14 protein-coding genes are annotated in these 13,344 nt (G+C 70.3%); 8 read left to right on the top strand and 6 right to left on the bottom strand.

Features of this window, described 5'->3' with window-relative positions:
* Positions 1–11 precede the first annotated feature (11 nt).
* Together ACIQR3_RS09790 and ACIQR3_RS09785 are read left to right on the top strand one after the other, a co-directional pair.
* Positions 12–1,733, top strand: a complete 1,722-nt coding sequence (locus tag ACIQR3_RS09790) for a sensor histidine kinase (RefSeq protein WP_403536581.1) — start codon at positions 12–14, stop codon at positions 1,731–1,733.
* A 245-nt stretch (positions 1,734–1,978) separates the two neighbouring features.
* Entirely contained in the window at positions 1,979–2,641 is a 663-nt protein-coding gene (locus tag ACIQR3_RS09785) for a response regulator (RefSeq protein WP_403536578.1), read from the top strand.
* Positions 2,642–2,644: 3 nt separating this feature from the next.
* On the opposite strand, the gene ACIQR3_RS09780 is transcribed toward ACIQR3_RS09785, so the two are convergent.
* Positions 2,645–4,174: an aldehyde dehydrogenase (NADP(+)) gene (locus ACIQR3_RS09780; RefSeq protein WP_215167094.1), complete on the bottom strand. Its 1,530-nt coding sequence runs from the start codon at positions 4,172–4,174 to the stop codon at positions 2,645–2,647.
* A gap of 103 nt (positions 4,175–4,277) precedes the next feature.
* Between ACIQR3_RS09780 and ACIQR3_RS09775 the strand changes: the two genes are divergently transcribed.
* The 3 genes from ACIQR3_RS09775 to ACIQR3_RS09765 all read left to right on the top strand — a co-directional run bounded on the left by ACIQR3_RS09775 (position 4,278) and on the right by ACIQR3_RS09765 (position 7,087).
* Positions 4,278–5,051: an IclR family transcriptional regulator gene (locus tag ACIQR3_RS09775; RefSeq protein WP_403536575.1), complete on the top strand. Its 774-nt coding sequence runs from the start codon at positions 4,278–4,280 to the stop codon at positions 5,049–5,051.
* Positions 5,052–5,054: 3 nt separating this feature from the next.
* Positions 5,055–5,528: a GNAT family N-acetyltransferase gene (locus ACIQR3_RS09770; protein ID WP_403536572.1), complete on the top strand. Its 474-nt coding sequence runs from the start codon at positions 5,055–5,057 to the stop codon at positions 5,526–5,528.
* A gap of 101 nt (positions 5,529–5,629) precedes the next feature.
* The gene (locus ACIQR3_RS09765) at positions 5,630–7,087 is read left to right on the top strand and encodes a peptidoglycan D,D-transpeptidase FtsI family protein (RefSeq protein ID WP_403536569.1); all 1,458 of its coding nucleotides are present in this window, start codon (positions 5,630–5,632) and stop codon (positions 7,085–7,087) included.
* Here ACIQR3_RS09765 and ACIQR3_RS09760 read toward each other — a convergent pair whose 3' ends face one another.
* The 3 genes from ACIQR3_RS09760 to ACIQR3_RS09750 form a co-directional block, all read right to left on the bottom strand.
* Entirely contained in the window at positions 7,088–7,555 is a 468-nt protein-coding gene (locus ACIQR3_RS09760; protein WP_403536567.1) for a hypothetical protein, read from the bottom strand.
* Positions 7,556–7,878: 323 nt separating this feature from the next.
* Positions 7,879–8,349 (bottom strand): NUDIX domain-containing protein, encoded by a 471-nt coding sequence (locus ACIQR3_RS09755; protein ID WP_215167099.1) that lies wholly within the window; start codon positions 8,347–8,349, stop codon positions 7,879–7,881.
* A gap of 2 nt (positions 8,350–8,351) precedes the next feature.
* Positions 8,352–9,071 carry a helix-turn-helix domain-containing protein gene (locus ACIQR3_RS09750; RefSeq protein ID WP_215167114.1) on the bottom strand — a complete coding sequence of 240 codons (720 nt, stop codon included), beginning with the start codon at positions 9,069–9,071 and terminating at the stop codon, positions 8,352–8,354.
* Between the two features lie 282 nt (positions 9,072–9,353).
* Between ACIQR3_RS09750 and ACIQR3_RS09745 the strand changes: the two genes are divergently transcribed.
* Together ACIQR3_RS09745 and ACIQR3_RS09740 are read left to right on the top strand one after the other, a co-directional pair.
* Entirely contained in the window at positions 9,354–9,596 is a 243-nt protein-coding gene (locus ACIQR3_RS09745; RefSeq protein WP_251075050.1) for a hypothetical protein, read from the top strand.
* Positions 9,584–9,829 carry a hypothetical protein gene (locus tag ACIQR3_RS09740; protein WP_215167100.1) on the top strand — a complete coding sequence of 82 codons (246 nt, stop codon included), beginning with the start codon at positions 9,584–9,586 and terminating at the stop codon, positions 9,827–9,829. Before ACIQR3_RS09745 ends, ACIQR3_RS09740 begins: the two co-directional genes overlap by 13 nt.
* A 191-nt stretch (positions 9,830–10,020) precedes the next feature.
* On the opposite strand, the gene ACIQR3_RS09735 is transcribed toward ACIQR3_RS09740, so the two are convergent.
* Positions 10,021–10,524 carry an SUKH-4 family immunity protein gene (locus tag ACIQR3_RS09735; RefSeq protein ID WP_403536562.1) on the bottom strand — a complete coding sequence of 168 codons (504 nt, stop codon included), beginning with the start codon at positions 10,522–10,524 and terminating at the stop codon, positions 10,021–10,023.
* A 14-nt stretch (positions 10,525–10,538) separates the two neighbouring features.
* Positions 10,539–11,849 (bottom strand): polymorphic toxin-type HINT domain-containing protein, encoded by a 1,311-nt coding sequence (locus ACIQR3_RS09730; protein ID WP_403536559.1) that lies wholly within the window; start codon positions 11,847–11,849, stop codon positions 10,539–10,541.
* A 190-nt stretch (positions 11,850–12,039) separates the two neighbouring features.
* On the opposite strand from ACIQR3_RS09730, the gene ACIQR3_RS09725 reads away from it, so the two are divergent.
* On the top strand, positions 12,040–13,236 hold the full coding sequence (locus ACIQR3_RS09725; protein ID WP_403536556.1) for a helix-turn-helix domain-containing protein: 1,197 nt from the start codon (positions 12,040–12,042) through the stop codon (positions 13,234–13,236).
* The last annotated feature ends 108 nt before the right edge of the window (positions 13,237–13,344 follow it).

The raw sequence follows: 13,344 nt of genomic DNA, 5'->3' as shown, positions 1-13,344 counted from the left end.
ATCGTCTGCGCGTGGACGTAGCCGAAACACCCCGCACCGGCCTGCCGCTCCGTCGCCGGCTCGCCGCCGCCTCCCCCTGGCCCCGCAAGCGGATCGTCGGCGAGGCCGTACTCGCCGTGGCGCTCTCCGGGATCGCCGGCCCGCTCTACTCGACGGAGTCCGGGTCCGTGGCGCGGGGCGGCGCCCTGGCCCTGGCCGTCGCCGTGCTGTCGCTGGCCCGCCGCGCCCTGCCGGCCACCGTGCTGATGGTCTCGTCGGCCCTGGCCGGATCGGTCCTCGGTACGTTCGCGCTGCTGATCTGCGCCGCCTGGTCGGCGGGCAGCCGCATCGGGCGTCCGGCGCGCGCGCTCGCCGCGTACGCGGCCGGGCTCGCGCTCTACGCCGTTCCCGCCCTCACCGTCTCGGCGGACGACGGGCTCTGGACGTCGCCGCTGGTCATGCTCGCGCTGGGCAGCGGCCCGTTCCTGGTGATGGCGGTCGTACCGGGGCTCGCCTCCCGGTACCGCGCCCAGCGCCACGCCCTGCTCGACGCCCTGCGCCGGCACAACGCCCAACTGGTGCGCGAGCAGGCGATGGTGGCGCGGCAGGCCCGGCTGCTGGAGCGGCAGCGCATCGCCCAGGACATGCACGACAGCCTCGGCCACCAGCTCGCCCTGATCGCCGTGCACACCGGGGCACTGGAGGTGGACCCGGAGCTGAACGACCGCCAGCGGGAAGGGGTGGGCATCCTCCGGGAGGCCGCCAGGTCGGCGATGCGGGAGCTGCGGGAGGCCGTGGGCATCCTGCGGGACGACGCGGAGGCGTCCCCGCCCGGGGCCGAGGACCCCTCGGCGGACCGCACGGCGGCCTCCGTCGACACGCTGGTCGCCTCCTCGCGGGCCGCGGGCACGCCGGTGGAGCTGCGCCGGTCCGGCACCGAACGGTCCCTCACGCCCGCCGTCGACCGCGCGGTGTACCGCATCGTGCAGGAGGCCCTGACCAACGCCCACAAGCACGCCCCGGGCGCCCCGATCACCGTGGCACTGCGCTACGAGCCGGACAGCCTGGTGGTCGAGGTGGCCAACGGCCCGGTACCGGCCGGGGCGCCGGCCGGTCCCCCCGCGATCAGCGGCGGTCAGGGACTGACGGGCCTGCGGGAGCGGGCCCGGCTGGTCGGCGGCATGGTGCACACCGGCCCCACCCCCGACGGGGGTTTCCGGCTCGCGGGTGTACTGCCGTACGTCGCCGGTGCCGACGGCGAGCGGCCGGCCGCTTCTGACGACGCGACTTTCGTCGGCGCGGACGACGACTTCCGGGGGCAGAGCGGCGGGGGCCCCGCGGGCGACGGTGGTGACGTCATCGCACGCACCGATCCGCACAAGGAGTTCGCGACCATCATGAGCAGCAAGAAGAACGTCGCCCTGGGATGCGCCATCACCGCCGTGGTCCTCGTCGTGGGCGTCGGCGCCCTTCTGTTCTGGGGGGTGGGGAAGCTGATGGACGAGGTGGAGGACGGCGTCATCCCGGCGAGCGTGTACAAGTCGGCCCGGGTCGGCGACGCCGAGGCGGAGCTGCGGAAGAAGTTCCCGGAAGGCGGCTCGCTGCTCACCGACGGCGTGGAGAAGGACGGCCCGCCGCTGCCCGAGGACGCGGTCTGCGAGCACTTCGTGGACCAGGACGCGGACATCGTCTACCGGTTCTGCTTCCGCGACGGGAAGCTGTCCTCGAAGGAGTCCTACACGTACGAGGCGTGACGCGGCCCGCGTGCCCACGCCCCCGGCCCGCGGTCGCACCCGCGACGGGACCGGGCGTCACGGGACCGGGCGTCACGGGACCGGGCGTCACGGGACCGGGCGTCACGGGACCGGGCATGGCGGGACCGGGCGTCACGGGACCGGGCATGGCGGGACCGGGCATGGCGGGACCGGGCATGGCGGGATCGGGCATGATGGGCGGGCCCACCATCCGCTCGTCATACCGACACCGCGCAGGAGGCCGCGTGATCCGGGTCCTCGTCGCCGACGACGAACCGCTCATCAGGGCCGGCATCAGGATGATCCTCACCTCGGCCGACGACATCGACGTCGTCGCCGAGGCGCGGGACGGCAGGGAGGCGGTGGAGACCGCCCGGAGCACCGCGGTCGACGTGGCCCTGCTGGACATCCAGATGCCCGTGATGGACGGGCTGACCGCGCTGGCCGAGCTGGGCCGCGCCGCGCCCGGGGTACGCGTGCTGATCCTGACCACGTTCGGGGAACGGGACAACGTCCTGCGGGCGCTCGGCCACGGCAGCGCGGGCTTCCTGCTGAAGGACTCCGCGCCGCAGGAACTGATCCACGCGGTCCGCGCGGCGGCGGCCGGCAACGCCTATCTGTCCCCGGCCGCCACCCGGCACGTGGTGGACACCCTCGCCTCCCCCTCCGCCACCGTGCGCGGCGAGGAGGCGCGCCGCCGCCTGGCCGGGCTGACGGCGCGCGAACGCGAGGTGCTGGCCCTGCTCGGCGAGGGCCTGTCCAACGCGGACGCCGGCGCCCGCCTGCACATGAGCGAGGCCACGGTGAAGACCTACGTCAGCCGCATCCTGACCAAGCTCGACTGCGAGAACAGGGTGCAGGCGGCGCTCCTGGCCCGCGACGCGGGCCTGGAGCCGAGCGCGGGCTGAGCCTCAGCGCTCCAGCACCCCGTTGAACCGCCGGGGCAGCCCCAGCTCGTTGGCGTCCCGCAGCTCCACCGGCAGCAGCGCCTCCGGCGTGTTCTGGTACACGACGGGCCGCAGCCACCGCTCGATCGCCGTCCCGCCCACCGACGTGGACGTCGACGTGGTCGCCGGGTACGGCCCCCCGTGGTGCTGGGCCGGAGCCACCGCGACCCCCGTCGGCCAGGCGTTCACCAGCACGCGCCCGGCCAGCGGCGTCAGCTCCTCCAGGATCTCCGCGCCCCGTCCCTCGCCGGCCGCCTCGCCGGAGGACAGGTGCACCGTCGCCGTCAGGTTGCCCGGCAGCCGCGACAGCACGGCCTCGACCTCGCCCTGGTCCTCGTAGCGCACCACGACGGTGACCGGTCCGAAGCACTCCTCCAGGAGCAGGTCGTACTCGCCCTCCTGGGCCAGCTTGCTCGCCGGCACCGTGAGGAAGCCGGGGCTGACGGTGTGCTCGTCGCCCGGGCCCGGGGTCACCGGGGCGTCGACGCCGGGCAGCTCGGCCCGCTCGGCGACGCCGGCGATGAAGTTGTCCCGCATGCGGTGGTCGAGCAGGACCCCGGCGCCGGTGCCGCTGACGGCCTCGGTCAGGGACTTGACCAGCTGGTCACCGGCCGCGCCGGCGGGGGCCAGCACCAGGCCGGGCTTGACGCAGAACTGCCCGACGCCCATGGTCATGGACCCGGCCAGCCCGGTGCCGATCGCCTCGGGGCGCTCGGCCGCCGCGGCCTCGGTGACCACGACCGGGTTGAGGGAGCCCAGCTCGCCGTGGAAGGGGATCGGCACGGGGCGGGCCGCCGCCGCGTCGAAGAGGGCGCGTCCGCCGCGTACCGAGCCGGTGAAGCCGGCCGCCGCGATCAGCGGGTGCTTGACCAGCTCGACGCCGGCCTCGAAGCCGTGCACCAGACCGACGACGCCCTCGGGGATGTCGTGCCGGGCGGCGGCGCGGCGCAGCACGGCGGCGACCCGCTCGGACAGGGCGGGGTGGTCGGGGTGGGCCTTGACCACGACCGGGCAGCCGGCCGCGAGCGCGCTCGCGGTGTCGCCGCCGGGGACGGAGAAGGCGAAGGGGAAGTTGGAGGCCGAGTAGACGGCGACCACGCCGAGCGGCACCTTGTAGCGGCGCAGGTCGGGGACGGGCGGCGTGGCGGTGTCGTCCGGGTGGTCGATGACGACACCCAGGAACTCGCCCTCGTCGACGATCTTGGCGAAGGCCCGCAGCTGGTAGCAGGTGCGGGCGAGTTCGCCGTTCAGCCGGACCGGCCCGAGCGCCGTCTCGGCGTCCGCGACCTCGACGAGCGCGTCCTTGGCCGCCTCCAGCTCGTCGGCGGCGGTCCGCAGGAAGGCGGCGCGGACGGTGCGGTCGGCGAGCGCCTCGCGCGCGGCGTGCGCGGCGCGGACGGCGGCGTCCACGTCCTGGGCCGTCGCCTCCACCGCGACCTGTTCGCGCTGCTTCCCGGTACGGGGGTCGACACTCCAGACTGGTGTTGCTGCCACCGCGGGTCCCTCCAGATCTAGGGACGTTCGATATACTGAACGCTGTCTCCATGGATGAATACGCTCGGAGACTATTTCCCGTCCGACGAAGGGGTCAAGGCCGATGCCGACAGGCGAGACAGGCGGCGGAGCGCAGGTCAAGTCCGCGGTGCGGACCGTCGAACTGCTGGAGTACTTCGCCGGACGCCCCGGCATGCACACCCTCGCGTCGGTCCAGGAGGCCGTCGGGTACCCGAAGTCGAGCCTCTACATGCTGCTGCGCACCCTGGTCGACCTCGGCTGGGTGGAGACGGACGCCACAGGCACGCGGTACGGCATCGGCGTACGGGCGCTGCTGGTCGGCACCTCCTACATCGACGGCGACGAGGTGGTCGCGGCGGCCCGCCCGACCCTGGACCGGCTGAGCGACGACACCACCGAGACCATCCACCTCGCCCGCCTGGACGGCACCAACGTGGTCTACCTGGCCACCCGCCAGTCCCAGCACTACCTGCGCCCCTTCACCCGCGTCGGCCGCCGCCTGCCCGCCCATTCCACCTCCCTCGGCAAGGCGCTGCTGAGCACGTACACCGACGAGCAGGTCCGCAAGCTGCTCCCCGAGACGCTGCCGGCGCTGACCGAGCACACCCTCACCGACCGGGAGGAGCTGATCGAGGAGCTGCGCCAGATCCGCGAGCAGGGCTTCGCCGTGGACCGCGAGGAGAACACGCTGGGGCTGCGCTGCTTCGGCGTCGCGATCCCCTACCGCACCCCCGCGCGGGACGCGATCAGCTGCTCGGTGCCGGTGGCGCGGCTGACCCCGGCCCACGAGCAGCTGGTCAAGGACGCCCTGTTCGACGCCCGCGACCGGCTGCTGCTGGCCACCCGGAGGCTCTGAGCGATGCGGGTGGCGCTGCGCGAGGTGCACGACAGCGACCTGCCGGTCTTCTTCCGGCACTTCCAGGACCCCGAGGCGCTGCGCATGGCGGCGTTCACCCCCGAGGACCCGGCCGACCACGCCGCCTTCGAGGCGCGCTGGAAGCGGATCAGGTCCTCGGCCGACGTGGCGCGCACGATCCTCGCCGACGGGGACGTGGTGGGCAACGCGGCGGTGTACGGGGAACCGGGCGAGCGCGAGGTGACGTACTGGGTGGACCGCGCGTACTGGGGCCGGGGCGTGGCGACGGCCGCGCTGCGCGCGCTGCTGGCCGAGGTCCCCGAGCGCCCGCTGTACGCGCGGGCCGCCGCCGACAACGCGGGCTCGCTGCGGGTGCTGGAGAAGTGCGGCTTCCGTCCCGGCGTGCGGGCGAGGGCCTTCGCGCAGGCGCGGGGCGAGGAGATCGAGGAGATCGTGCTGACGCTGTCGCGTTCATGAGACGACGAGACGACATGAGACGGCATGAGATGACATGAGACGACGATGAGAAATCGGGCGGGAGGGAACGATTCCCTCCCGCCTTTCGTCGTCTGAGCGGGATGAACAAGACGATCAGGCGCGCGTCGGTCTTCGCACTGCTCCTGGTGTTCGCACTGCTGGTGCGGGCCACCTGGGTGCAGTTCTACGAGGGCCAGGCGCTGGCGGACGACACGGACAACCGGCGCAACGCGATACAGACGTACGCGGGGCCGCTCGGGAACATCATCGTGGCCGGCGAGGCGGTCACCGGATCGGCGCGGACGGAGGGCAGTGACCTCGCGTACAAGCGCACGTACAAGGACGGCGAACTGTACGCGGCGGTGACCGGCTACGCCTCGCAGGCGTACGCGCCCACCCAGCTGGAGGGCATCTACGAGGACCTGCTCAACGGCACCGACCCGCAGCTGAAGACGGTGATGGACACCGTCACCGACCAGCGGGCCGACCCGGGCAACGTGATCACGACGATCGACCCGGATGTGCAGCGGGCCGGGTACGAGGCGCTGGGCGACAACAAGGGCGCCGCCGTCGCGATCGACCCGAAGACCGGCAAGATCCTCGGGGTGGTGTCGACCCCGTCCTACGACCCGACCTCGCTCACCGACGCCAACACGGCCGGTACGGCGTGGAAGAAGCTGAACGCCGACGACGACAAGCCGCTGACCAACCGCGCCCTGCGCCAGCCGCTGCCGCCGGGTTCGACGTTCAAGCTGGTGGTGGCGTCGGCGGCGCTGGAGGACGGGCTGTACTCGTCGGTGGACGAGAAGACCGACAGCCCCGACCCGTACACCCTGCCCGGCACGGTCACCCCGCTGACCAACGAGAACCCGAACGCCCCGTGCGAGAACGCCACCATCCGCGTCGCGCTCCAGTACTCCTGCAACAACGTCTTCGGCAAGATGGCCGTCGACCTGGGCCAGGACAAGGTGCGGGCGATGGCGGAGAAGTTCGGCTTCAACGACGACGAGCAGGACGTCCCGGTCCGGGCGTACACCAGCGTCTACCCCTCGGACATGGACGAGGCGCAGACCGGCCTGTCGGGCATCGGCCAGTTCGACGTGACCGCGACCCCGCTCCAGATGGCGATGGTCTCCGCCGCCCTCGCCAACGGCGGCGAGCTGGTCACCCCGCACATGGTGGCGCAGACCACCGACAGCGACGGCGACGTCCTCAAGGACTACGACGAGGACGCGAAGACGACGAGGATCGTCAGCTCCTCCACCGCCGAGCAGCTCCAGTCGGCGATGCAGACGGTGGTCGAGGACGGCACCGGCTCCAACGCCCAGATCGACGGCGCCACGGTGGGCGGCAAGACCGGTACCGCGCAGCACGGCGAGAACAACAGCAAGACGCCGTACGCCTGGTTCACGTCCTACGCCAAGTCGGACTCGACGGGCGAGGAGGTCGCCGTCGCGGTGATGGTCGAGCAGTCCGACGCGGCCCGCTCGGAGGTCAGCGGCAACGGGCTGGCGGCACCGGTGGCGAAGGCGATGATGCAGGCGGCGCTGGACGACTGACTAGCCGAGCAGCTTGAGAAGCTGAGCATCGAGGAGAACACCGGGGACATCGGGCGTACCACTGAGGTAGGCGACGGTGTCCCCGGCGCGCAGCACGAAGGCCCGCGTCCCGCTGGCACTCAGCCCGACCGCCTGATCGACCCCGTCGGGCGCGGTCACGGCAACGACCTTCCCGAACTCCCGCCGCTCACCATCGACAGTCCCCTCGAACCCCTCCGCACAGGAGTCGAACGCGGCCCCGATCGCGTCGAGCGCACCGGCGGCCTGCCCGGCCCCGTACTCGGCGACCACGACCCGCACCTCGGCCCCCTCCCCCACCACGTCCCGCACATCGACGGACGAGGGCTCACCGACGACCGCGCCGGCCAGCACGGACCCGAGCGGAGCACAGGCGTCCACGCCGACGGTGACCTCGGCCCGCTCTCCTTCCTCCACGCTGAACCCCTTCACGTCCTGCCCACCGAGCACGGCACCATCCACCCCACCCGGCCTCGCGGAGGCACTCGCCTGAACACTCGGCTTCAGCACCCCCTCCGCGGAGTCACCCCCACCGGCGACCACGTCACACGCGGCCAGCCCTCCACACAGAACGGCCAGCACCCCGCCCCACCCCACCCGCCGCACATCCACCGTCGCGCTCCGCTCGACCAGGCCGTATACGGCGCGGGCGGGACCCGTACGGCCGCCCGCGCTCCCGCAACCTACCGTGCCGGATCTTCGACTGGCGGGCGGCCTCACCACAGATGTCCGTGGTGGTGCGGGGTTGTTGGCGTCGTCTTCCGTCTGGCGGTTCAGCCCAAGTACGGCTTCTCGCGCTGTTCCAGAAAGTGCTGGATCCTGAGCCGCTGGGTGTGGTGCATAGGCAGTTGCTGGATCTCATCCGGCGGCACGAACCGAAGCTCGGTGGACTCGTCGGAGATCTCCAGCCGGCCACCGGTGATGCGGGCGGTGAAGCAGACGTTGAACTGTCGCCGCACTTCGCCGTCGGCGTAGGCGATGATGTGTTTAGGGTCGGTGTAGGTCCCGACCAGCCCGGTGATCTCGACGTCGAGGCCAGTTTCTTCCTTGACCTCGCGGACGGCCGTGCCTGGCAGGGAGTCGGTGAGGTCCATGCCGCCTCCGGGCAGGGCCCACAGGTCGTTGTCGCGGCGGCGCTGGAGAAGAATGCGCCCGTGGTCGTCGGTGACGACGGCGGAGGCGGCGACGACCATGCTGTTCGGCTTGGGTGCGCTGGGGTCGTCGTAGTACTCGGTGCGGACCACGGTCAGCCTTCCTCTCCTACGGGCGTCGCCGTCGCCCACACCGCGTCGAAGCTCTCGGCGTAGGTGTCGAACATGCCGCCTGTCTCGTGTCGGCGAAGATGCCATACGGGGGCGGCGTAGGCGTTGACACCCCAGACGTGTGCGTTGACGAGTTGCTGGTCGTCGACGCGGTAGAGGGAGTTGTAGAGCGTGGTGCTGTGAGTGCGGACTTCGATGCCGGGGGTGCCGGCGAGGGGCCTGTAGTGCATGAGCGCGAGGCGGCAGCGGGATTCGATGCCGTGGCCGAACCGCTCCTCTTGGCCGCGGGCTTGGACGGTGTCGCCGTCGGCGTCCCCGACCGCGACGCGGACGGTGCAGCCTTCGGCGGCACGTTCGGCGAGAAGTTCGTTCAGCCTCGGGCACGCCTCGTGGAGGAAGACGGCCGCGTAGACGAGGACGTCGATCCGTTCCCGGGCCTGGGCCATCAGGTCGGTGAACGCCGAGACCGGGATGTCGGCCCGCTGCTCGTAGAGCGCCACCAGCTCGGGACTGATGGCGCGGGCGGGGCGGGCCTGACGGAGCGCCGGCCAGAGTGCGTGCACGTCTTCTCCCAGAGCCTTGGCCGCCTGGAGGGCGGTGGCACGACGTGGGATGCGCCCGAGGTTCACCCAGCGCTCGACCGACTTGGGGTCGACCTCGACCTGCTGAGCAAGTGCGGCGTACGTCCAGCCTCCCGCCGCCATGACGGCTCGTAGTCTCTCGTTCGGCACGAGTCTCCCCCTTCGCCCCAGGACGGCACCAGGGACGTTCTACACGGTGCAGGACGTCCCAAAGTGGGGTTTGGTGGCGGTTCCTTCGTCCCAGTGACCAGCGTGAGGATCGGTGCCGACCCTGCGGCGCCGACAGGCCCAGGGGCACACTTCAACGCCGCCGAGGAGCTTCACCGTGCGACTGAACGCCACCCCATGTGTTCCCGCCCTGCGACTGGACGCCCGGTCGTGCGCCGCCTCGCCGGGGTGGTCACGATGACGGTCCCCACCCCTGATGCCGACGGACACACCCTCTCACCCGATGCCGGCGCCTTGGTGGTCGACCGGCGGAGCGGCAAGGTGGGCGTGGTGATGGGGCATGCGGGGCCGTACGTGCAGCTTCGGCCGCCGCACGGTGGCCGGGAATGGGACGTGCCACCCGAGGACCTGCGCCAGCCGACTTCAGCGGAGGAGTTGAGTGCGAAGGTGGCCCTGGCCAACCGGAGGTGGGGACGGTGACCCCTCGCTCGGTCCTGCGCTACGAGACCTGGACCCTCCAGCCCGACCGCGAGCCGGACGCGGAGCCGGTCCTGTACGCGATGCAGTGTGCCGTGGACGGAGAGACCTCACCTACGAGCGAGGGCTTCACCGAACCGCAGGACTGGGTACTGCGGCACTGCGGCCAGAACCCGTCCCACCACACCTACCGGGAGATCATCACCCGGCCCTGGCGGGCCTGGCGGCAGACCTGACCCGCCCCGCTCGCCCGGGCGCCGCACCGCGCTGACCCATCCGGCTCCCGTCCCTGCCGGACGCAATTGCAGAGCGCCGAACCAATCAGACACCGCGACCCCTGTTATCCACCAACACAACAGCGGCGGCCCTCCACCGCCGTACACCCGATGCCTGTGATACTGATCATTTCTGAGGTGACGGGACCGGATTACTCCGGGGCAAGAACTCCCAGTTCGACCTCCTCGAACACTCGGGGCCACCACCCTTCTTCGTCCTCGAACACCTCAGGATCGGCATCTTCAGCGGCGGCAACAGTACGTTCCACCAGCGAGTCGTACAAGTCGTCTTCTTCATGCACACCGGAACATACGAACAGCTCCCAGATGTGCAGTATCCGCTGAAGTGAATTCAATGAGGTATTCACGCGGATGAAGCTACTCTGCTCATCCGCATACCCCTTCTTCATCCACACAGAACCGTCGGTCTTGGACAGGTAGTAGCTGTTGACTCCATCCTCGAAGTCACCCAGAAAAACCAGAGGTCCTGTCGCAGGGCTCTCCGCCAGTTCCAACTCTCGGTCGGCGTTGCGCACGAACATGCGGTGCACGTCCTCCGGCAACCCCCGCTCCGACAGGAGTTCGACCTCGTCGCTGCCCAGTCCTGCCCTTCGCAAGGCCGCCACGTCATACGGTGACCACCGCACGTCACTCACAGAAAACCTCCCAATTACAACAGTCCTCGCCGGATAGCAGTCAGGCCGCGTTTTAGAGCGTTCATACCCGATCGCCTTCCCGCCCGGTCCGGACCGTAGCTGAAGCTGTATGTTACCGGCACTCCCCCTGGGGCGTTCTTCCCGAGCCATGCGCTGCAGTTCTGGTAGTCGGAGCCGCAGGGCTCTAGCTCGGTGTAAATGCCCTTCAGGCTGTCATCGTCGAGGCCCAACGCGGACCATGCCTCGATCGCCAAACGCTCGGAGTGACGGCCGGAGCTGCGTCGTACTATGTAGTCCATCGCCCCTTCCCCGTTCTCATAGGCGACGACAGCCACGTTCCTGCCGCCCGACAACCACCCGTTGTCCTTGCGTGCCTGGATAGCAACTCGGCTGAGGTTGTCACCACCGTACTCGACCTGGGTAGCACCGCAATTATGGACAAGGACAGCGGATTCGCCCGCGAGAACGTAATAGGTGTGCAGGTCGCTGACGGTCAGGTTGTGGACCGTCGCCCGTTGCGCCGTCCACCGTTCGATCGCCGTGATCTGGACGTACGTGCCGGCGCTGGTGCGCAGCCACTGGCCGGTCTTCAGGTCGGTGGCGTCGATCCAGTCGCCCAGTTCGGGGACCCAGAAGGGGTGTCCGTCGGTGGCCGTGACCTCGGCGGTGGTGCCGTCGGGGGTGGTGATCTCGACCTTGACCAGGTGCTTGACGCCCTTGCCGAGGATCTCGGCGGTGACCGTCTCCACGGCCGTCTCGCCGGTTTCCGGGTCGGTGGCCAGTACCTTGTCGCCGTTCTCGATGTCCTCGATGGGCTTGGTCGTGCCGTCGGCCATCAGGACGAGGGTGCCCGGCACGAAGCTGTTGGGCGTCTTGCAGCCAATGCCTTCCCCGGACGATTCCCCGGAGGATTCCGACGACTCCTGGGTTTTCCCTGACGACTCGTCCTTGGCCCTGGCCTGCCGCGGTTTCGGCTCCGCCTTCTTCGCCGCCGCCTTCTGCGTCTTCTGGACGGCGTTGCCCGTCTTCCGCGCGGCTGCCTTGGCCTTGCGGGTGGCCGCCTCCTTGGCCTTCTTGCGCAGTTGGGCCGCCCGTTCGGCCGCCTTGCGCTTGGCCTCCTTCGCCTTGCGGGCCAGTTCGCGGGCCTTCTTGGCCATTTCGATGATCTTGCGGGCCTTCTCCTTGGCCTTCATCCACGCGTTGACCGCGCTCGCGATCCGCGACGCCGCTTTGATGACCGAGGGGATCTTGGTCAGTTTCGTCCACGGGATTGCCTGGATGAACAGGCTGCCGCACGCCCACAGGTCACCCCGTGACCAGGTCAACGGAAAGGTAGCGCCCCTCGTCCGAGTCGGGCTCGCCGGCACCGGCACGCGCGTCAGCGGGTTGGGCGAGTGCGACGCAGCTACCTCGATGTGACGCGTCCTGTGAGTAGCCAACCTGATCGGTGTTCGGCCGGTCCGGGACTGTCCGGCAGGGGTACCGTCTGAGTGTTGCCCCAGAACGGAGTCAGCCGTGCCGCAGAGCATCGAGGAACACGTCGGCGCTCGGATCGCTCGGATCCGTAAACAGCGTGGACTGACACAACAAGGGCTGGCGATAAGAGCCCACGTGTCGAAGTCCCTGCTGTCAAAGGTCGAGTGCGGACAGAAGCCCGCCTCCCCCGCTCTCGTCGCGGCCTGCGCCCGCGCGCTGGGTGTTTCCACGTCCGAATTGCTGGGGCAGCCGTATGCCGACGATTTGCGCCGCGACCGGATAGACACACTGATCCAGCCGATCCGTGAAGGGCTGGAGAACTGGGACGTCGCCCTGGACTGGGAGACGGCTCCGCGCCCGGCCGCGTTGATCTGGACAGACGTGGAACATGCTCTGGAGCAACGCCGTCAGGCGCGGTACACGGACATGGTGCGCACCCTGCCCGTGCTGATCGACGAGTCGGTGCAGGCGGTGCACACCAGTACGGGGGAAGAACAGCGACTGGCCTACGAATGTCTGGCGGAGTCGTTCCGGTGCGTGTTCACCGTGGCGTGGAAGTTCGGTTTCCTCGATCTGGCGACCGTTGCGCTCGACCGGCTCGCCTGGACCGCGCCGCGCGCCGACGAGCCGGGGCTGGCCGCCATGCATGCCGTTCTGCGTGCGCAGACCACGATGTCGTCGGGTCGGTACGACGTGGGTCTGCGGGTTGTCGACCGGGCCCTGCGGGACCTCGATGGCCAGCAGTCACGCCGGCCGGCGGGCATCGAGGCGATGCGGGGCATGCTCCACCTGCGCGCCGCGACCATCGCGGGCCGCATGAAGGACCGGGACCACGCCGACGCCCGCCTGGTCGAGGCTCAGGCGCTTTCCCAGGTCACGGGCGAGCTACCCGACTTCGGCGTCACCTGGGGACCGGTGAACGTCGCTGTGCACGCCGTGTCCATCGCCTCGGACGCCGATGACTTCGGGCGCGCGATCGAACTCGCTGAGAACGTACGCATTCCACGCGACTGGACCCGCTCCCGAGCCGGGCACCACTGGATCGATCTCGGACGCGCACATGCCTGGTCGAACCATCCGGAGCAGGCGCTGGACTGCTTGCACCGTGCCCGGCGGATCGCGCCGCAGCAGACGCGTTACCACCCGACGGTGCGGGAAACGGTGCTGGCACTCAAGCGGCGCGAGCGTGTCCGGAGCAGCTCGCTGTCCCGCTACGCGGAATGGGTCGGGGTCTAACAGTTTCCAGCACCGGAGAGTTGCACGGTTCGGTGCAACTGCCGTGTGCCACCAGTCGACAGGATGACACCTCGTCAGCACCCCCGCGGCCCTGCAACGGTTCCGGGG

It is taken from the genome of Streptomyces sp. NPDC090994 (assembly GCF_044768905.1).
In the GTDB taxonomy this organism is placed as follows: Bacteria; Actinomycetota; Actinomycetes; order Streptomycetales; family Streptomycetaceae; genus Streptomyces.
This window is presented reverse-complemented; position numbering and strand designations above follow the sequence as displayed.